The organism is Alkaliphilus serpentinus (assembly GCF_009017255.1).
In the GTDB taxonomy this organism is placed as follows: Bacteria; Bacillota; Clostridia; order Peptostreptococcales; family Natronincolaceae; genus Alkaliphilus_D; species Alkaliphilus_D serpentinus.
In genome coordinates this window covers 24,492-44,450 of the sequence record NZ_WBZB01000004.1, presented here as the reverse complement: position 1 = coordinate 44,450, position 19,959 = coordinate 24,492, and the positions used below count along the sequence as shown (strand labels likewise).

General features: G+C 36.2%; 16 protein-coding genes. 14 read left to right on the top strand and 2 right to left on the bottom strand.

Annotated elements, in window-relative coordinates; translation table 11 throughout:
* The first annotated feature begins 7 nt into the window (after positions 1–7).
* From F8153_RS00780 to F8153_RS00755, 6 genes are all read left to right on the top strand, one after another.
* On the top strand, positions 8–1,129 hold the full coding sequence (locus F8153_RS00780) for an LCP family protein (RefSeq protein ID WP_151864441.1): 1,122 nt from the start codon (positions 8–10) through the stop codon (positions 1,127–1,129).
* Between the two features lie 60 nt (positions 1,130–1,189).
* Positions 1,190–2,191 (top strand): calcium/sodium antiporter, encoded by a 1,002-nt coding sequence (locus F8153_RS00775; protein ID WP_151864440.1) that lies wholly within the window; start codon positions 1,190–1,192, stop codon positions 2,189–2,191.
* Positions 2,192–2,207: 16 nt separating this feature from the next.
* The gene (gene rsfS, locus F8153_RS00770; protein ID WP_151864439.1) at positions 2,208–2,576 is read left to right on the top strand and encodes a ribosome silencing factor; all 369 of its coding nucleotides are present in this window, start codon (positions 2,208–2,210) and stop codon (positions 2,574–2,576) included.
* Between the two features lie 251 nt (positions 2,577–2,827).
* Entirely contained in the window at positions 2,828–5,287 is a 2,460-nt protein-coding gene (gene leuS, locus F8153_RS00765; protein WP_151864438.1) for a leucine--tRNA ligase, read from the top strand.
* Positions 5,288–5,302: 15 nt separating this feature from the next.
* Positions 5,303–5,950 carry a helix-turn-helix transcriptional regulator gene (locus tag F8153_RS00760; protein ID WP_151864437.1) on the top strand — a complete coding sequence of 216 codons (648 nt, stop codon included), beginning with the start codon at positions 5,303–5,305 and terminating at the stop codon, positions 5,948–5,950.
* A 12-nt stretch (positions 5,951–5,962) separates the two neighbouring features.
* Positions 5,963–6,340: a RidA family protein gene (locus tag F8153_RS00755; RefSeq protein WP_151864436.1), complete on the top strand. Its 378-nt coding sequence runs from the start codon at positions 5,963–5,965 to the stop codon at positions 6,338–6,340.
* A gap of 204 nt (positions 6,341–6,544) precedes the next feature.
* On the opposite strand, the gene F8153_RS00750 is transcribed toward F8153_RS00755, so the two are convergent.
* Positions 6,545–7,864, bottom strand: coding sequence for a D-alanyl-D-alanine carboxypeptidase family protein (locus tag F8153_RS00750; RefSeq protein WP_151864435.1), 1,320 nt, complete (start codon positions 7,862–7,864; stop codon positions 6,545–6,547).
* A gap of 362 nt (positions 7,865–8,226) precedes the next feature.
* Here F8153_RS00750 and F8153_RS00745 point away from each other — a divergent pair, with 362 nt between their 5' ends.
* From F8153_RS00745 to selD, 3 genes are read left to right on the top strand one after another with little or no spacing between them, the layout of a single operon-like run.
* The gene (locus tag F8153_RS00745) at positions 8,227–8,835 is read left to right on the top strand and encodes a helix-hairpin-helix domain-containing protein (RefSeq protein ID WP_151864434.1); all 609 of its coding nucleotides are present in this window, start codon (positions 8,227–8,229) and stop codon (positions 8,833–8,835) included.
* Positions 8,836–8,843: 8 nt separating this feature from the next.
* Positions 8,844–10,511, top strand: coding sequence for a beta-N-acetylhexosaminidase (gene nagZ / locus F8153_RS00740; protein WP_151864433.1), 1,668 nt, complete (start codon positions 8,844–8,846; stop codon positions 10,509–10,511).
* An 18-nt stretch (positions 10,512–10,529) separates the two neighbouring features.
* The gene (gene selD, locus F8153_RS00735; protein ID WP_151864432.1) at positions 10,530–11,570 is read left to right on the top strand and encodes a selenide, water dikinase SelD; all 1,041 of its coding nucleotides are present in this window, start codon (positions 10,530–10,532) and stop codon (positions 11,568–11,570) included.
* Positions 11,571–11,612: 42 nt separating this feature from the next.
* Here the strand turns inward: selD and F8153_RS00730 are convergent, their stop codons facing one another.
* Entirely contained in the window at positions 11,613–12,977 is a 1,365-nt protein-coding gene (locus tag F8153_RS00730) for an alanine/glycine:cation symporter family protein (RefSeq protein ID WP_192929587.1), read from the bottom strand.
* A 325-nt stretch (positions 12,978–13,302) separates the two neighbouring features.
* Here F8153_RS00730 and selA point away from each other — a divergent pair, with 325 nt between their 5' ends.
* The 5 genes from selA (at position 13,303) to F8153_RS00705 (ending at position 19,726) form a co-directional block, all read left to right on the top strand.
* Entirely contained in the window at positions 13,303–14,706 is a 1,404-nt protein-coding gene (gene selA, locus F8153_RS00725; RefSeq protein WP_151864431.1) for an L-seryl-tRNA(Sec) selenium transferase, read from the top strand.
* Positions 14,707–14,718: 12 nt separating this feature from the next.
* The gene (selB, locus tag F8153_RS00720; protein ID WP_151864430.1) at positions 14,719–16,611 is read left to right on the top strand and encodes a selenocysteine-specific translation elongation factor; all 1,893 of its coding nucleotides are present in this window, start codon (positions 14,719–14,721) and stop codon (positions 16,609–16,611) included.
* A 90-nt stretch (positions 16,612–16,701) separates the two neighbouring features.
* Positions 16,702–17,388 carry a response regulator transcription factor gene (locus tag F8153_RS00715; protein WP_151864429.1) on the top strand — a complete coding sequence of 229 codons (687 nt, stop codon included), beginning with the start codon at positions 16,702–16,704 and terminating at the stop codon, positions 17,386–17,388.
* 220 nt (positions 17,389–17,608) lie between these two features.
* Positions 17,609–18,808 (top strand): sensor histidine kinase, encoded by a 1,200-nt coding sequence (locus tag F8153_RS00710; protein WP_243136851.1) that lies wholly within the window; start codon positions 17,609–17,611, stop codon positions 18,806–18,808.
* A 24-nt stretch (positions 18,809–18,832) separates the two neighbouring features.
* The gene (locus F8153_RS00705) at positions 18,833–19,726 is read left to right on the top strand and encodes a GerMN domain-containing protein (RefSeq protein ID WP_192929586.1); all 894 of its coding nucleotides are present in this window, start codon (positions 18,833–18,835) and stop codon (positions 19,724–19,726) included.
* Positions 19,727–19,959: the final 233 nt, after the last annotated feature.

Sequence of the window (19,959 nt, the reverse complement as noted above, 5' to 3'; positions counted from 1 at the left end):
CATAAAAATGTTTATTAAAAAAAAGAAAATAATATTAATTTTATTGGTTGTTGTTTCATTTCTAGCCATTGCTAGTTATTTTAATATTGTTGCCAGTAGCGGATTCGGCGAGAAAAAGCACATTCTGATATTTGGCGTTGATTCCAGTGAAGGAAAGACCAATTCTCGGTCCGATACGATTATGCTTTTCAGCTATGGTGGTGGCATGAAACCCATGCTCATATCCATTCCAAGGGATGCTAGAGTTCAAATACCAGGAAGGCAAAATCTTGATAAAATTAACCACGCCCATGCTTATGGAGGATCAGAGCTTCTGGTTGAGAGTGTAGAAAACTTATTTAAGATAAAGATTGATCATTACATAGGAGTTAATTACAAAGCGGTAGAAGAAATGGTGGATGCCCTTGGTGGAATTGAGGTGGAAGTCCCTATGGATATGAAGTATAGCGATCCCTATGCTGATCCACCCCTTCATATAGATTTAAAAAAAGGTCTTCAGGTTTTAGATGGTAAAAGCGCCCTACACTTTTTAAGATTTAGGAAGGGATATACCAATCAAGATTTAGGTAGAATTCATGCTCAACAGGATTTTGCTAAGGCAGTTATAGAAAAGGTATCTACCCCTTCAATCATATTTAAGGCACCTAAGTTAATAGGTACCTTTTATAGCAACATCAATACAGATCTGTCTAAGATGGAAATGGTTGGTTTGGGATTTAAGGTAATGGGTATGAAGGTTGATGATATCAACAGGTTAACCTTGGCTGGTAGTAATAAATACATCAATGGGATATCCTATTTTATAATAAATGAAGAAGCGTTATCTGAGCTTCAAAAGGAGATATCCTCTGGAAAAACCCTTGGCAAGGTAGAGGTCCTTAATGGAAATGGCGGGGTAGGAATTGCAACGAAATATGCTGAAATTCTTGAAAATAAAGATATTGTGGTAGGAACCATTGGAAACCATAGCAACATGAATATTGAAAAATCCTTCATTGAATATAGGAGTTCTTATAAAAAAGAAGCAAAAAGGATTGCAAAAATCTTGAGCATATCCAATCTCATCTTGTTGGAAGATGAAAAGACTGAAGCGGATATTCGGGTAATAATAGGTAAGGATTTAGAATAAAATACACTTGTACTGATGATTTATTTGCAAATAAAAATGCTTAAGACATAGGGGGAAATTATGGACATTATAATCACAGTTTTACTATTCATATTAGGCTTAATCATTATCATTAAGGGTGGAGATTGGTTTGTTGAGTCTGCAGTTTGGCTTGCCAAGGTTACTGGAATACCCAGTGTACTAATTGGAGCAACTATAGTAAGTGTTGCAACAACCCTACCAGAGCTACTGGTATCAACCATAGCCACCTATCAAAAATTTTACGACGTAGCCATTGGTAATGTAGTAGGATCCCTTGTATGTAATATTGGATTAATTCTTGGTGCTACTGCATTGCTGTCGCCAATAAAAATATCCAGAAAAAGCTTCGCTTTAAAAAGTGGTTTTATGTTATCTATCTGCATTATTGTTTTTATGATGTCTTGGGATAAAATGATTACTGGCTTTGAGGGTAGCATTTTGTTAATCCTATTTGGAATCTATATAGCAATGAATATCCTTGAGTTTAAAGGTAAAAACAAAGGCGCCGGAGATGGTATGGAAAGGATTCAATATGATAAGACCCATGCCACAAAAAATATTTTTATGTTTGTTTTAGGTGCAGTTTTTATAACAGTAGGAGCTAGGCTTCTAGTTACCAATGGAGTAGCTATTGCCAAATTAATAGGAATACCAGAGCAAGTAGTTAGTCTAACCTTAATTGCCTTGGGTACATCATTGCCTGAACTGATAACGGCTATTACATCGGTAGTAAAGGGGCATCATGGTATTTCAGTAGGAAATATCATTGGGGCTAATATACTTAATATGGTTATGGTTATTGGTTTATCCTCCAAGATTGCTGAAGAGGGACTTGTAATAAGCTATCAAAATGTGATGGTGGGAGCAACCATCTATAATATACCTCAAACTCTATATCTAGACTTACCGGTAGCATTGGGGTTAATGGCCATATTATTTATAGGCGGAGGCTTATTAGGTAAGATTAATAGATGGATAGGGGCAATATTATTAAGTGTATATAGTATTTATATTTTTACTTTGGCAAGGTTATTTTTATAAAATAAGGAGGTAGTTCATGGAAAATCATATTTATCAACTTGTTGAGAGAATTGTTCATTATATTGATGAAAAGCTTGGTGAGGACATTAAAGTCTTGGATATAAAGGAAGTGTCATCCATATGTGATTACTTTGTTATTGCCAGTGGCTCCTCTATAAGACAAGTAAAATCAATATCTGATGAGATTGAAGACCAGTTATCTAAGCTGGATATCTTCCCGCGGCATAAGGAAGGATATCATGCTGGTAGATGGGTATTGATGGATTATGGAGACATTGTGATTCATATATTTCATGAAGAGGACAGGCTCTTTTATAATATAGAGAGAATTTGGAAGGATGCTAGAAACCTTAATATTGACAATATTGTGAATAATAATATATAATTTTAAATAACTTAATATCCTTAGTAAAGGGGAGGAGTAGTAAACAAAGTTGCTTATTTCAGAGAGTCGGTGGTTGCTGAGAACCGATATAGCAGACTGTTGAACTTGCCTAGATAACCCCTTAGAGGATGGTTCCTATATCAACCATGAAAGTGGACTTTCTGTCAAATAGGGTGGTACCGCGGGTGTAACTCGTCCCTAAGATGACTAGAAAGTTTTTATTTTTTGATAAAAATTAGGAGGAGAAGAAAATGGCTAATTATCCCTTTAAAGAAATTGAAGAAAAATGGCAAAAGCATTGGATGGAAAATAATCATTTCAAAACTGTAGAAAATGAAAAACCCAAATACTACGTGTTGGAAATGTTTCCCTACCCATCTGGAAAAATACATATGGGACATGTTAGAAACTATTCCATAGGAGATGTTGTTGCTCGCTTTAAAAAGATGCAGGGCTATAATGTATTACACCCAATGGGGTGGGATGCCTTTGGATTGCCGGCAGAAAACGCTGCAATCAAGCATGGAATTCATCCAGATATCTGGACAACAAAGAATATTCAAGAAATGAAGGATCAGTTAAATCCTTTGGGATTGAGCTATGACTGGGATAGGGAGGTTGCCACCTGTAGTCCCGATTATTATAAATGGACCCAATGGATTTTCCTACAATTCTACAAAAGGGGCCTAGCCTATAAAAAGGAGTCAAGGGTAAACTGGTGCCCTTCCTGTGAAACCGTTTTGGCCAATGAGCAGGTAGTGGGTGGTCTATGCGAAAGATGTGACAGTAAGGTTGGTAAAAAGATGTTAAATCAATGGTACTTTAAAATCACTGATTATGCTGAGGAACTACTTCAAGAAATCAATAATCTACCTGGCTGGCCCGAAAAGGTGAAAATAATGCAGAGCAACTGGATTGGAAAAAGCACTGGAGCAGAAGTGAACTTTCCAATAAATGGTAGTGATAAAACCATAACCGTATTTACAACTAGACCAGATACAATATATGGTGCAACCTATATGGTCCTTGCTCCCGAGCATCCCTATGTAGCTGAATTGGTAAAGGGTACTGAATATGAAGAAGAGGTAAATTCTTTTATAACTAAGCTACAGCATATGTCTGATATTGAGAGAACTGCCACAGATATAGAGAAGGAAGGAATCTTTATAGGACATTATTCAATTAATCCTATTACAGGTAGGAAGATTCCTATATTTATAGCCAATTATGTATTGGTGGATTATGGAACCGGAGCAATTATGGCAGTTCCTGGCCATGATCAAAGGGATTTAGATTTCGCTAGAAAATATCACATAGAGGTTATTCCTGTTATTAAGCCTGAGGAAGCCCAAGACTTTACAATAGAAAAGGAAGCCTATAGTGATGAGGGAATCATGATGAGTTCTGGAGACTTCAACGGCTTAAAGAGCACAGAGGCCTATGATAAAATCCTTCAATTGATTGAGGAAAAAGGTGTTGGAAATAAAACAATTAGCTATCGTTTAAGGGATTGGCTTCTTTCAAGACAGAGATATTGGGGAACTCCCATTCCCATAATCTACTGTGATACCTGTGGAACAGTTCCAGTAAAGGAAGAAAACCTACCAGTGGCATTACCAACGGATATACAGTTTACAGGTACAGGTTTGTCTCCATTAACCACCAGTGAAACCTTTTTAAATGCCCCATGCCCCAGCTGTGGCAAAATGGGTAGAAGAGAAACCGATACTATGGATACCTTTGTGGATTCCTCTTGGTATTTCTTAAGATACACCGATGCAAAGAATACTGAAAAAATCTTTGATAAGGAGAAAACCGATTATTGGATGCAGGTTGATCAGTATATAGGCGGAGTTGAGCATGCAATTCTTCATTTGCTGTATGCCAGATTCTTTACCAGAGTAATGAAGGATCTGAATTTGGTATCTAATCCAGAGCCCTTTAAAAACCTACTAACTCAAGGGATGGTTCTAAAGGATGGAGCTAAGATGTCAAAATCTAAGGGCAACGTAGTTAGCCCAGAGGAAATCATTATCAAATATGGTGCTGATACAGCCCGACTATTTGTATTATTTGCTGCTCCACCAGAAAGGGATCTAGAGTGGAGCGATCAGGGGGTTGAAGGCTGTTTCAGATTCTTAAATAGAGTATGGCGCCTTGCAATTGAAGCCTTAGATAATGGATTGTATAATCGTAAAGCCAACACTACTACAAAAGAGGATAAAAACCTTAAATATATGATTCATAACACCATCAAAAGGGTCACTGAAGATGTGGAAGGTAGATTTAACTTTAATACAGCGATTAGTGCTGTAATGGAGTTGGTTAATGAATTGTATAAGTACAAGGAGCTGGAGGATATTGATGGAGGCCTTGTAGAGGAAGGGATTACTACTGTTATTGTTCTACTTGCTCCATTTGCTCCCCATTTTACAGAGGAACTGTGGGCCATCACTAAGGGAGAGGGTAGTGTTCACAAGCTATCTTGGCCAAAATACAGCAAAGAAGCTATTGTACAGGATGAAGTAGAGGTTGTTATACAGATCAATGGTAAGCTTAAGGATAAAATAACCATTCCTTCTGATATGACAAAGGAGGCTATGGAGGAACTAGCCTTTAACAACGAAAAAATCCAAAGCATATTAGAGGGTAAGAGTATTGTAAAGGTTATTACCGTACCAAAGAAGCTTATAAATATTGTTGTAAAATAAAGGGGAGGATCATTTATGGTTAAGGGGACACATCCGATATTAAAGGGAATGATACCAATGGTAGAAGGGTTAGCTAAGACCTTTGGTAAAAATTGCGAGGTAGTTTTACATGAAATAAGTGATAATAAAAAGTCTATTGTAGCTATTAGCAATGGACATGTAACTGGTAGAACAGTTGGTAGCCCTATGCTGGAGGCTGGTGTAAAGGCAATTAGAAAGGGTAATGAAGCGGATAATATTCTAAATTACCGAAATAAAAGCTCCGACGGGAGGGTTTTAAAATCATCAACAATGTTTATAAGAGACGAGAAGGAAGAGATTATTGGTTGCTTGTGTATTAACATAGACATATCAGAGTTTGTTGTTGCTCAAAGGGCATTAGAGGAGCTAATTCAAACGGACAACAAAATGGATAATAGTGTTGGAGACTTTGCAAGTAATAATGTCAATGATGTTTTAATTAATATTGTAGCAGAGACCCTTGAGACCCATGGGAAGCCCGTTGCCTATATGAATAAAGATGAAAAGGTAAATATTGTTAAGAAGCTAGATGATCAGGGTGCCTTTTTAATAAAAGGAGCCATTGATTATGTTGCTAAAATCCTATGTGTTTCTAGATATACAATTTATAATTACTTAGACGAAATAAGAGTAAATAGTTAAGGAGGAAATTATATGAACAAACCAATTAATACAAGCAAGGCGCCAGCTGCCATTGGACCCTATTCCCAGGCAATTGAGGCTGGTAATATGATTTTTGTCTCCGGACAAATTCCCTTTGTACCTGAAACCATGACTTTGGTTTCTGAGGACGTACAAGATCAGACAAAGCAGTCTCTAGAGAATCTTAAGGCAATACTAGAAGAAGCGGGCTATACTTTAAATGACGTGGTAAAAACAACCGTCTTCATCAAGGATATGAATGAATTTGGTTTAATCAATGAGGTTTATGCCAAGTATTTTACAGATAACAAACCTGCCAGAGCTTGTGTAGAGGTGGCTAGACTTCCAAAGGATGTGAAGGTTGAAATTGATGCAGTAGCCGTAAAATAATCATTTAAAAAGCGATAGGTTTTAACCTATCGCTTTAAATTGAAGACAAAGTATTCAAGATGCAGACTGATCAAAAGCCTTTAGATTCGAGACGAAAGCAAAACCAGCGATTGCAGCGTATACAGAAATACGTAAGAATGCTGGTTTTGTGAAGCAACAAAGAAGATGAGGGTTTTTCATCAGTCTGAAGCGATAGGTTTTAACCTATCGCTTCTTCATTAGACTTTTACTAAAATGGTAGGAGCTTCTACCACTATAGGAGATAAATTGTCTCCTTTTTTTTCTATATCGAAGATAGTTAATAAAGATCTGCCATAGAATGATAAATAATATGACTCCAATAATGATATGGAGAAACCTTTTACTTCTTATGAATATAGGTTTAGCCTCTATTGCTTCATTTACAATTAAATCTACCTCGCCTAAAATCTGATCTCCAGCTCTATAAACCAGCTTACCTAAAGTGGTTCCTGCCTCTAGGGGAGCTATAATTCCATCATTGATGATAACCTCTTTCGTGATGCTGTTTATATCAAAATCCTTTGGAAGGATGGCCGAAAGGTCTTTGTTGGTATATAAAGAGAGGTTTTCTACCAGGGCATTATCAACAAGAATCTCCTGTTGAAAATTATTGGCTCCAACCAATTGAACTTCTTGGAAATTATCAAAGCCATAGTCAATTAATGTTCTAGCATCTAAATAAACATTTGTACTCTGGGCACCTAAAACAACTACTATAAGCCGTCTTCCATCTTTAACTGCGGAGGTAATAATGGTTTGTTGCGCATCTCGAGTATATCCAGTTTTTACTCCATCCACTATATCATATTTAATGTCTATATACTTGCCATTATAAATAATTTGATTTCCACCACCTGTAGCCCAAAGAAATCTATTGGTGTTTCTAAAATATCTTTTCTCGGGAGTTTGTTCAGTTTCATCAAAGGTTAGAAAATCAATTAATATCGTTTCTCTAAAAAATTCATTTTCCATAGCATATCTAGCGATGGCTGCTAAATCATAGGCCGTAGTTAAGTGATCTTCATCCGGTAAGCCATGGGGATTGGTGAAGGTAGTGTTTAATGCACCCATTTCCTTAGCCCTTTTGTTCATCAATACTGCAAATTCCTCTACAGAACCAGAAATTCTTATAGCCAAAAGCTCTGCAACATCATTGGCTGAGCGAACCAATAAGGCTTGTATAAGCTCTCTGACGGTGAAGGATTCCCCCTTTAATAGATACATACTAGAGCCAGGTACATATATATCATAATCTACTGTTATTTCTTCATCTAAATCTAAGGTTTCAATAGCGATGATGGCTGTTAAGGCTTTAGTTGTACTGGCAGGGTATGTAACCTCATGAGCGTTATGCTGATATAAAACATTACCTGTTTCGTAATCCATTATAATGGCATTTGGGGCCGTGATGGTAGGAGGTGTGGCATAAGTGAGGGTTGTTAATCCCAAAAAAATAATTAAGGTTACTATTAAGGCCTTAAATATCTTTGCTGAAGTTTTCATTATTTTTACTCCTTCTCGACAAGATTAGTTAATATGACTATTTATAGTATATCAAAAAAGAAAGGATAGTTTAAGCTAAAATATTAGGAAAAAGAAGGAAAAATATGCTGTGTTATAGAAAATACAAAGGTAAAAACCAATAAATTTAGTAACAGGTTAAGTTAAAGTTATATCTTAATCTATTATGGATTCTGGACTAAATATAATTTTAAATGTTGAATGTTAAATGTTGAATGTTGAATTGTCGAGGAAATTTGCCTTTAGCAAATTTCAACAAACTTATTCATTACTTTAATGATTAGATTTTTATTTTCTATTTTCAACTTTCAATTTTACGTTCTTAAAGAAAGGATGTATTAACAATGGAGCTAAATAGTAAGCATAAAAAAGTCATCATTTTGCTAATAGTAATTATTACAGCAGCAATTTCCTACAACAGCTATAGGTCTAAATCTGAGGAAAGAGTTGTTTTAAGCCCTGCAGAGGCTGAAAAGGAAGTCGATCCACCACTGATAGAAGAAGTAATGAAGGAATCCAACTATATTTTTGTTCATATCGAAGGAGCAGTTAATAAGCCCGGGGTCTATAAGCTAGAAGGGAAAGTGAGAATCTATGAAGCCGTAGAGGCAGCTGGAGGCTTGACAGAGGAAGCTGATACAACTAGAATTAATATGGCGGTTATGCTTGAGGATGAGGACTTTGTCTACGTACCAGCAAAGGGGGAGGAAAATCCTCCAATAGAAATCTCCATCACTTCTGAAAAGCCTTCTCAGGAAGGAAAGATTAACATTAATACTGCCGATAGCAAAGGCCTAATCAGCTTAAATGGTATTGGGGAAGCCATAGCTAATAGAATCATTGAGTACAGAAATGTTAACGGCCCCTTTAAATCCATAGAAGAAATAAAAAATGTCAGCGGTATAGGTGAAAGTAAATTTAACGCTATTAAGGATAAGATTACTGTAAAGTAGGGATTGCTGTGGTAAATAAGCTCATAAGCTGGGTTATGATTACAATTTTATCTATTATGGGGAATGTTTTTTCAACTATCCAAAATAAAGTTGAACCCCAATTGATGAAAACCATCATTGAAGAGGAAATCCAGAGGCTAACCTTAGAAGAAAAAATTGGTCAAATGCTGATGGTTAGCTTTAACGATAATCAAATAGAGGAGTACATAAGTACTCATAAAATAGGTGGATTTATAATTTTTACCCACAATATAAAGGACTATCCTTCCATTGGCTCCTTAACTGAAAAAATCTATTCAACAGGCCTTGATACCCTTGGGATAGCACCCTTTATCGGAATAGATCAAGAGGGAGGTACTGTATCAAGGTTAGAGGATCTCTTTTATCCCATTGTAGGTAATATGACATTAGGGGCTGCCAATTCACAGGGACTAGCAAAGGAGCAGGGAAAAATTATTGGGTGTATTCTAAAGGAAATCGGTGTAAACTTAAATTTTGCTCCTGTAGTTGATGTCAATAGTGATTATAGAAATCCTGTAATCGGTCTCCGTTCCTTCGGAAATAATCCCGAGGCTGTATCCACTATGGGGCAGGCCTTTGTTTTTGGACAACGGGAAGCTGGGGTCATTTCTGCCATAAAGCATTTTCCTGGCCATGGGAATGTAGATGTGGATTCCCACTATGGGCTACCTATTAACCCACGAGAATGGGAGGAAATAGAAGCTACAGATTTGGTACCCTTTAAAGAGCTTGCGGCAAATGGAATAGAAATGATCATGACAGCCCATATAAAGGCTCCCAATATAGACCCCAACTACCCAGCTACTTTGTCTAAGAAAACCCTGACAGATCTATTAAGGCAGGAGTTATCCTATGAAGGGGTTATTATAACTGATGATATTGGGTCAATGAAGGCAATAACCACTCAATACCCTACAGAGGAGGCAGCCATTAAAGCCATTGAAGCAGGTGTCGATATCGTCTTAATTGTGGCCGATGGAAATAAAGTAGAAAAAACTATAGCTTCTTTGAGGAAAGCTGTTGAATCAGGTAGATTAACAGAAGAAAGAATCAACCAATCCTTAAGAAGAATTCTTAAGCTAAAGCTTAATTATGGCTTGTTTAAGCCAAGGGGCCAAGAATCCCTATATAAACAGGAGGATCTCAATAACAAAATTATCGCCCATAATGAAAAGGTTTATAGGGAAGCTATAACAACCATCAGTAATACCTTAGGGGCCTTTCCAATAGAAGAAGATCAGAAGGTATTATTTATAACTCAGGGTAAAAACCACTATTTAAATCCCTTAACTAAAACCTCCGAAGGATTGGATAAATTAATTGGACAATACTACAATAGCTTTGATATTATAGATATAAATTCTAAAAATTCTTCAAATATCCAGAAGATCTTAAAGGATTATGAAAGGATTGTGATCTTTTCCCAGAGGGGATATCAGCATAGACTTATGAGCCAGCTTTTAAAAGATTTTAAGGATCATCCTGAAGTGGTGCTGGTTTCAGTTGCTGAGCCCTATGAGGCTTTGACCATCGGAAAATTCAGCTCCCATTTAGGAGTATATGGATGGCAGTGGGAGGGTTTAAAAGCCCTGATGGAGGTTTTGATCGGTAATACTTATCCAAAGGGGATTAACCCTGTATCCCATAATCAATAGTGAAGGGAGTAGACTTATTTGAATAGAAATCAAAGATTAACACAGCTTACAAAGAGTGCAGGCTGAGCAGGAAAAATAGGACCAGATGTCCTGACACAGGTACTGTGTCATTTACCTAAAATTAAAGATGAAAGATTGATTGTAGGCTTAGATACTTCTGATGATGCAGCTGTATATAAACTGAATGATAAGGAGGCTATTATTCAAACCCTAGATTTTTTTACACCAGTTGTGGATGACCCTTATATCTATGGTCAAATAGCAGCAACCAACGCCTTAAGTGATGTATATGCAATGGGTGGAAGACCCCTAACAGCTATGAACATTGTATGCTTCCCCAGTTGTTTACCTATAGAAGTTTTAAAGGAAATTCTAAAGGGTGGTGCTGATAAAATACAAGAGGCTGGAGCCTTGCTGGTGGGGGGGCACTCTGTAGAAGATGATGAACCAAAATACGGCTTATCTGTAACTGGAATCGTAGATCCAGACAAGGTATTGGCCAATAGTGGAGCACGGGTCGGGGACTACTTAATTCTTACAAAGCCCATAGGTTTAGGAGTGCTAAATACAGCTATAAAGGCTGATCTTACCAACGAGGAGCACTACAAGGCTGCAATTAAAACCATGGTAACTCTAAATAAATATGCATGTGAAGCAATCATAAATTTAAAGGTCTCCAGCTGTACTGATATTACTGGATTTGGTCTTTTGGGCCATGCCTATGAGATGGCTAAGGGTAGTAATGTCTCCTTTGAACTGGATTCTTCAGCAATCCCTATAATAAATGGAGCCAAGGAATTTGCTGAGATGGGGATTATTCCAGCGGGTATGTATGGTAATAGACGTCACCTAGAGGGCCATGTAAAGGTTATAAATAATATTGAAGATTCTCTATTAGATTTAATGTATGACCCACAAACCTCCGGGGGCCTGCTGATTGCAATAGCAGAAGAGGACCTGGATTTAGCCATATCAGCCTTAGAAAAAAGCAATAAGAATCCCTTTGCAGTAATCGGAAGGGTAACTGAGAAGTCGGAATTTGATTTATACGTAAAATAAAAAACAGGTATTCACCATTGGTGAATACCTGTTTTTTTATCATTACTTCACTTTTGTTGCGAAGAATTCCTTAGTAAGCTTAAATACTACACCACTTAAAAGCACTAAACCTACTAGGTTTGGAATGGCCATCAATCCATTTAAAGTATCGGCTAAATGCCAAATTAGCTCCAAACCACCAATAGCTCCAACTACAATAGCTGGTAACCACAAAATCCGATAATATTTGTTGATGTTAGAACCTAATAGATATTCAGCACACTTCTCACCATAATATGCCCAGCTTAAGATTGTAGAGAAGGCGAATAACAAAATGCCAATCGATACAATAATACCACCCCAAGTTCCAGGAAGACCTGTACTAAAGGCTTTCGTTGTTAGGGCTGCACCAGTTACACCGCTGTTCCATACCCCAGTAGATAGAATTGTTAAAGCCGTTAAAGTACAAATTACGATAGTATCAGCAAAAACCTCGAATATACCCCAAAGGCCCTGACGAACAGGATGATCGGTTTTAGCAGCAGCATGGGCAATTGGAGCACTACCTAAACCAGCCTCATTGGAGAATACACCACGGGCAACTCCATAACGCATGGCCATCATAATTGTGGCTCCTGCAAATCCACCACCTGCAGCAGCAGGAGTGAAGGCATGCTTAAATATTAAGGCGAAGGCATTAGGTATTCCACTGATGTTCAGCAGAAGAATTACCAAAGCACCTATAATATAGAACACTGCCATTATAGGAACTAACCTTTCAGTAACAGATGCAATACGCTTTAAGCCACCTAATATAACAAGACCAGCGGCAACAGCAAGAACAATACCTGTTATCAATGGATCAATTTTAAAAGTGGTTTCCAGAGCAGCTGCCACTGAATTAGATTGAACCATATTTCCTATACCAAAGGCTGCAATGCCACCAAATATAGAAAAGAGCACTGCCAGCCATTTCATTCCAAGGCCCTTTTCTATGTAATACATGGGTCCACCAACAAAACTACCCTCTTTATTCTTTTCACGATATTGAATGGCAAGAACAACCTCAGCAAACTTTGTTAGCATACCAAAGAAGGCTGATACCCACATCCAAAAGATGGCTCCTGGTCCACCTAAGGCTATTGCTGTGGCAACCCCGGCAATATTACCTGTTCCTATGGTTGCAGCAAGGGCTGTCGATAGGGCCTGAAAGGGGGTAATATCTCCTTCCTCAGATGCTTCGGGCTTTTCGAAAATCTTCATTAAGGTTTCCTTCATGGTAAATCCAAAGCGGCGAACCTGAAGGAAATTTGTTCTAAAAGAATAATAAATACCTGTTCCTACTAGCAGCACCAGCATAGGGGGACCCCATACATAGCTATTGATGGTTCCATTGATTTTTTCGATTGCATTAATAAAGCCTAGCATTAATAAACCTCCTCCATAAAAAATATTTAAAAGAACAGTAAACTCTTGCTAATATTCACCTCCTTAGTTTATACAATTTTTCTAAAGCTATAAATCTTTTTCAATATAAAAAATAGATAATATGTAAAGTTTATTTGTTAATAAATAATATAATTGTTATTAATATATACTACCATAATTATGAAGAATAATAAATAGAAATGTCAGACAATTATAAATTTATAAGTATTATTAAAAAAATTAACTAAAAATCAATTGGTATACCCTAAAGGAAAATATGCTATAATTTATTTATTATAAGTTGCTAAAGAGGAGTGAATTTCAATTGAGTAAAGAAAAGCTTTTAAGGAATCTACCATCGGTGGATGAGCTTCTGTATGATGAAGAGATTAAGGAAATCTTAAATAGAATACCCAGAAGGGTTGTTGTTGAAAACGTTAGAAGGGTGATACAAGAAACGAGAGAGAAAATTCTCAAGCTAAAGGACTCACATTTAACAGATTTTAATGTTGATAAAGAAAATATGATTACAGAAATATTGATAAAGGCTAATAGATTCATGGAAATGAACTTAAAAGAGGTTATAAATGCTACGGGAGTAGTCCTCCATACAAACTTGGGAAGATCATTGTTGGTTGATGATATGATGGAGGATCTATGGTCGGTGGCCTCTGGTTATTCAACCCTTGAAATCAATGTAGATACAGGAAAAAGAGGAAGTAGATATAGTCATGTTGAAGAACTAATCAAATTTATTACTGGAGCAGAGGATTGCCTAGTGGTAAATAATAATGCCGCTGCAGTAATGCTGGTACTGTCAACAATGGCAAAGGGTAAGGAAGTAATTGTTTCTAGGGGAGAACTGGTTGAAATAGGAGGCTCCTTTAGAATTCCGGAGGTCATGGAGCAAAGTGGTGCCAAACTTGTGGATGTAGGCGCTACCAATAAAACCCATTTAAGGGATTATGAAGGTGCAATTGGCGAAAATACAGCTGCCCTCATGAAGGTTCACACCAGCAATTATCGGATTTTGGGCTTTACTGAGGAAATAGGCCTAAAGGATATGGTGGAGCTAGGTAAGCGTAGGAATCTGCCAGTTATAGAGGATTTGGGTAGTGGTGTATTAATTGACCTCAGCAAATATGGATTAGCCCATGAACCAACAGTTCAAGAGAGTGTTAATGCTGGGGTTGATGTCATAACCTTTAGTGGAGATAAGCTACTAGGAGGCCCCCAAGCAGGTATTATAATTGGTAAAAGAAAATGGATAGAAAAAATGAAAAAAAATCCCCTAACTCGAGCCTTTAGAGTAGACAAGCTTACCATGGTGGCCCTAGAGGCAACCCTCCGGTATTATCTTGATGAGGAAATGGCTGTAAAAACCATTCCCACCCTAAGAATGATTACTGAAGGGGTTGACACCATTAGGGAAAGAGCGGAAAAGCTTATGAACTTAATTACTTCTATGAAATTACCTTTATATATAGATTGTAGAGAAGATTACTCTCAGGTAGGAGGAGGGTCCCTCCCATTAGAGAAGCTCCCAACAAGGATTTTAACGATAAAGGCCCATAATATTTCTACTCCTCAACTGGAGGAGGGTCTTAGAAGATCTAAAAAGCCAATTTTTACTCGAATAACTGAAGATTTAGTTATAATAGACCTTAGAACCATTAAAGAAAGAGATTTTGAGGATATTTGTCAGGGTTTAAAGGAAGTATTAAAATAGGAGGCTAATGCTTTGAAAAATATAGTTATAGGTACGGCAGGTCATATAGATCATGGTAAAACAACCCTTATAAAGGCATTAACAGGACGGGATACTGATAGATTAAAGGAAGAGAAAAAGAGGGGAATATCCATTGATTTAGGCTTTACCCACTTTGATCTTCCCAGTGGTAAAAGGGCTGGAATCATTGATGTACCGGGTCATGAAAAATTTATCAGAAACATGCTGGCTGGTGTTGGGGGTATGGATATTGTAATGCTGGTGGTGGCAGCTGATGAAGGTGTTATGCCCCAAACGAAGGAGCATTTAGATATTTTAAATATGATTAACATTAAGAAGGGAATCATAGTCGTAACCAAGATTGGCCTTGTAGACGAAGAATGGCTACAGCTTATTCAAGAGGATATTCGAAGCAAGGTTCAGGATACCTTTTTAGAGGATTCGGAAATGATTTTGGTTGACTCTGTTAAAGGAATCGGTGTAGACAAATTGATAGCCTTGATAGACAATTTGGCAGATGAAACTGAAAGTCGAGATATCAATTCTCCTGTGAGAATGCCTATAGACAGGGTTTTTTCCATAACGGGCTTCGGAACCGTTGTTACGGGAACCTTAATGGAGGGAAAGATCACTGTGGAGGATACTTTGGAAATTCTTCCTGAAGAGGTTAAGGTCAGGGTTAGAAATATTCAAGTCCATGGAAAATCTGTAGAGACGGCATATGCTGGTCAAAGGGTTGCCATAAACCTAGCCAATATTAAAAAGGAGGATATAGAAAGGGGTCAGGTATTAGCTCAGATCAACTCTATGGAAAACACCCTGATGATGGATGGAAGAATTAATGTCTTAAGGGACTATGAAAGAATCTTATCCAATAGAGATCGAGTAAGGCTATATTATGGATCTACCGAGGTTTTAGCAAGGGTTGTATTATTAAATAAAGAAGAGGTAAAGGCAGGAGAAACTGCCCTAATACAATTGAGGCTTGAAGAAACTGCTGCTGTAAAAAAAGGGGATAGAATTATTATGATACACTATTCTCCTATGGAGACCATTGGTGGTTTTATAGTGATCGATGGCAATCCTAAAAAGCATAAGGCCTTTGATGAAAAGGTTATAAAGGAGCTTGAATTAAAGGAAAAGGCCTCTCCAGAGGATATTTTGGAAAAGCAGATAGAAAGATATAGTAAGGATTATCCTGATATAAGCTTCCTGGCCAAGGCTTTAAGTCAGCAGCCAGAGGAGATCTTATTGTTAATTGAAGAATTAGCGAATAAAAAGAAAGTGGTAAGGCTTGATAACAACTTTGTAATTCATATAAAATCCTTTGAAAAGCTGAAAGAAGATGCTACTAAGCTTTTAAAGGACTATCATAGTAAAAATCCTTTGAAGACGGGGATTCAAAAAGAAGAGTTTAAGAATAAAATCTTTCCTAAGGGTAAAGGGAAGGTGGTAGATAGTATAATGGAATTAATGGATGGAGACTTCATAGAAATTAAAGAAAAATTTGTTTCACTAAAGGGTTTTGAGGTTATACTTAATGATTCTCAACAACTTATAAAAAGCAAGCTTGAGGAGATTTATCTAAGCAATCCCTTTTCACCTCCGAAACTAGAGGATGCTTTAAAAACTTTAAAGTACAATAGTAAGGATATCCAACAGGTGGTGGAAGCTATGTTAGGGAATGAATTAATCAGACTTAATCAGGAGGTCCTTATCCATAAGAAGGTCTTAATAGATGCGAAAGAAAAATTAATCTCCTTCATTGAAAATAAGGGTTCTATTACATTAGCAGATTATAGAGATGTTTTGGATACCAGTAGAAAATATGCTGTAGCTTTATTGGAATATTTCGATAGCAATAAGGTAACCAAAAGAGCAGGGGATGAAAGAATACTATATTAAATAATCTTCTATTCAATACTTTATATATTTTAGAAAAATATATATAATAATTATTAAGAGTTTCCAATTAAACTAAATGAGGTGAGTTAAATGTCCTATAAGCTATTGATTGTAGATGATGAACCATTAATGGTTAAGGGTCTAAAATACAGTCTTGAGCAAGATGGTTATGAAACGGTTGTCGCCAGCGACGGGGAAGAAGCCTTAGATAAATTTAAGTCTGACAGATTCGATTTAATTTTACTGGACTTAATGCTTCCTAAAATAGATGGATTAGAAGTATGTCAGAGAATCAGAGAAAAAAGTCAGACACCCATAATTATGCTAACTGCAAAAGGAGAAGATATTAGTAAAATCTTAGGCTTAGAATATGGTGCCGATGACTATTTAACGAAGCCCTTTAATATTCTTGAGCTTAAAGCAAGAATAAAGGCTGTATTAAGAAGAATACAGTCCTCTGAGCCTGCTGTGGAAAGGGTTATAAACATTGATGATTTTACTCTAAACACCTTAGGGCGAAAGGTGAGCATTAGAGGAATAGATATTAATTTAACTGCTAAGGAGTTCGATCTGTTATTGCTATTAGCTGCCAATCCTGGTAAGGTTTATAGTCGGGAAGAACTACTTGAGATAATTTGGGGCTATGAATATTTCGGAGATTTAAGAACAGTAGATGTACATGTAAGAAGACTAAGGGAAAAAATTGAGAAAAACTCCAGCCATCCAGAATATATTCTAACCAAATGGGGGGTAGGGTACTATTTTAGGAGTAAGTAGTCAGTTTATTAGTATTAGGTGGAAGATTCTCTCCACCTATTTATTATTACTAATAATCGCCCTTTTAATAATTAATATTGCAGTCTATGATAGTATTAAGAACAATTATATTGTTGAAAAAGAAGTCAACTATCTAACTCAAGCTAATATTCTATCTAATAGAGTTAGGCTTTCAATTGATGAAGCCAATCGTGAGTTTAATCAGCTTCAACTCAATCAGATGATGGAGGAGGTAAGTCATCTGATTAATGGTAGGGTTTTAATAATTGATGACGATAAAAATGCCATATATGATTCCTTCAATGATATAATGAATACAGCGATTAATACCTTTGAAATAGATAGATCCTTAAAAGGAGAGAGTATTGCAAATATATACAATCTTACTAATTATGGTGCTACTATGTATGTTGCAGTTCCTGTAAACTATTTTGATCGGATACTAGGGGTTGTTTTTATATCTGTATCCCTAGAGGATGTCTTTATTTCTATTAATAGAGTGAAAAATCTCCTGTTTTTTATATCTATAGTTACTTTGCTTCTAATTACCGTGATAAGTCTATTTTTTGCTAACGTTATCTCTCATCCTATAAAAATCCTAACCGATGCTATGCAAAAGACTGCCCAGGGAAAGCTTAATGAAAGGGTGGAGATGGAAGGCAATGATGAGATTGGTCAGCTTTCAAGGGCTTATAATTTTATGAGTACAAAGCTTAGTCATATAGAGAAGCAACGGAGGGATTTTGTTGCCAATGTATCCCATGAGCTAAAGACTCCATTAAGTTCAATAAAATTGCTGGCAGAATCATTAATTATGCAGTCAAAGGTTGAGGTTGGAATATATCGTGAATTTTTGATTGATATAAATTCAGAAATTGATAGATTAAATGAAATAATAGATAGCCTATTAAATATGGTGGATTTGGATGAAGAAAAGCTTAATCTAAATTATGAGTTAACCCATATAAATCATATAGTTGAAAGAATCGTTACTTCAATAAAACCTTTGGCAGACAATAAAGATATTAGAATCTTAATAAATCAATGGGAAAAGATTCAAATTTATGTCGACAAGGGTAAAATATATCAAGCCCTTATGAACATTATCCATAATGCAGTTAAATACACAGATAATGGTGGAAGAATAACGATTCATATTGAGAGGGAAGGTAAATTTGCAGTTATTAAGGTAAGGGATACAGGACATGGAATACCTATGGAAAGTTTACCCTTTATATTTGAGAGATTTTATAGGGTTGACAGTGCAAGATCAAGAAAAACAGGTGGTTCTGGTTTAGGTTTATCAATATCCCATCAAATCATAACCCTACATCAGGGAAGCATAGAGGTGGAAAGTCAACTAAATATAGGAAGCACCTTTATAATTAAGTTACCTAATGATATAAATCAGCAGTTTTGAAAATAGATTGTAAGGATGATAAATGTGAAAAAGAATCTATTTATAATTCTAATGTTGTTAGTAATAATTTTATTGTTATTTATTCGTTGTGTAGACAATCGATATATTAATAATAATTTACAAAACTCCGATATAGAGATCGCACCCTTTCCCGAAGGAACTTTAGAGGAGTATGTGATTTACTTTGCCAACAGTAATAGAGAACATTTAGTGAAGGAAATTCGAACGATTGAGAGAATGAATGAATCTAGAGAAGAAATTATCATGAGGGAATTAATGAAAGGACCTATTGATTCATCCCTACGTGCAACAATCCCTCCACGGGTTAGAATGTATTCCATAACCACGGCTGATGGAATAACCTATGTGAACTTTTCAAAGGAGTTTGTAACGAAATTCAGTGGTGAAGAAATGCAAGAAGCAACCACAATTTATTCAATTGTTAACTCCCTTACTGAACTTAGTCATGTCAATAAGGTAAATATCCTAGTTGAAGGGGAACGCCTGGATGTCTATAATAAACTTATGTCCCTTAAAGAAGCCTATAGCAGAAATGAAAAAATAATCATGGGTTCTTTTATGTCTCCTGCTGAGGTTATAAAACAGTATTTCAACTATATTGCCAATAAGGACTACAGAAGGGCCTATGATTTATTATATAGGCCTCTAGATATTAATATTGATTACTCAATGTATTATCATCTATTGAGAACCAGTAAGGGAGATGTTATAGATTATACCATTAGATACTATAGTGTTAATCAGGTTAATGGAACAATAACTATGCTCGTTGATTACGAAGAAATAACTGAAGATGAGACTAGATATTATAAAAATGGTAAGTTTAAGCTAAAGAATGAGTTTGGAGAATGGAAGATATTACTCGATGAGATAGAAGTAGGTGAAATCCAGGAGTAAGCATTAATAGCCATTTGAAACTAGTAAGGTTTCAAGTGGCTTTGTATGTTTTGTATCATGGAGATATAATATATGGTTGACACATAAAAGCGTCTTCTTTTAAGAAAAACAAGTGAAAGATAGTGTTAGGAATTCATATGTTACATTTATTTAAGACTTGCCTTCTTGACATCAAACCGATTAAATATTATAATTTTACTAGAAAAAAAAATATTATGAAAATTGCATTTTAT

Excerpts from the sequence above, each read along its gene's own strand:
- F8153_RS00780 (WP_151864441.1), top strand. The coding sequence starts at position 8 with ATGTTTATTAAAAAAAAGAAAATAATATTAATTTTATTGGTTGTTGTT.
- F8153_RS00775 (WP_151864440.1), top strand. The coding sequence starts at position 1,190 with ATGGACATTATAATCACAGTTTTACTATTCATATTAGGCTTAATCATT.
- rsfS (WP_151864439.1), top strand. The coding sequence starts at position 2,208 with ATGGAAAATCATATTTATCAACTTGTTGAGAGAATTGTTCATTATATT.
- leuS (WP_151864438.1), top strand. The coding sequence starts at position 2,828 with ATGGCTAATTATCCCTTTAAAGAAATTGAAGAAAAATGGCAAAAGCAT.
- F8153_RS00760 (WP_151864437.1), top strand. The coding sequence starts at position 5,303 with ATGGTTAAGGGGACACATCCGATATTAAAGGGAATGATACCAATGGTA.
- F8153_RS00755 (WP_151864436.1), top strand. The coding sequence starts at position 5,963 with ATGAACAAACCAATTAATACAAGCAAGGCGCCAGCTGCCATTGGACCC.
- F8153_RS00750 (WP_151864435.1), bottom strand. The coding sequence starts at position 7,864 with ATGAAAACTTCAGCAAAGATATTTAAGGCCTTAATAGTAACCTTAATT.
- F8153_RS00745 (WP_151864434.1), top strand. The coding sequence starts at position 8,227 with ATGGAGCTAAATAGTAAGCATAAAAAAGTCATCATTTTGCTAATAGTA.
- F8153_RS00730 (WP_192929587.1), bottom strand. The coding sequence starts at position 12,977 with ATGCTAGGCTTTATTAATGCAATCGAAAAAATCAATGGAACCATCAAT.
- F8153_RS00715 (WP_151864429.1), top strand. The coding sequence starts at position 16,702 with ATGTCCTATAAGCTATTGATTGTAGATGATGAACCATTAATGGTTAAG.
- F8153_RS00710 (WP_243136851.1), top strand. The coding sequence starts at position 17,609 with ATGATGGAGGAGGTAAGTCATCTGATTAATGGTAGGGTTTTAATAATT.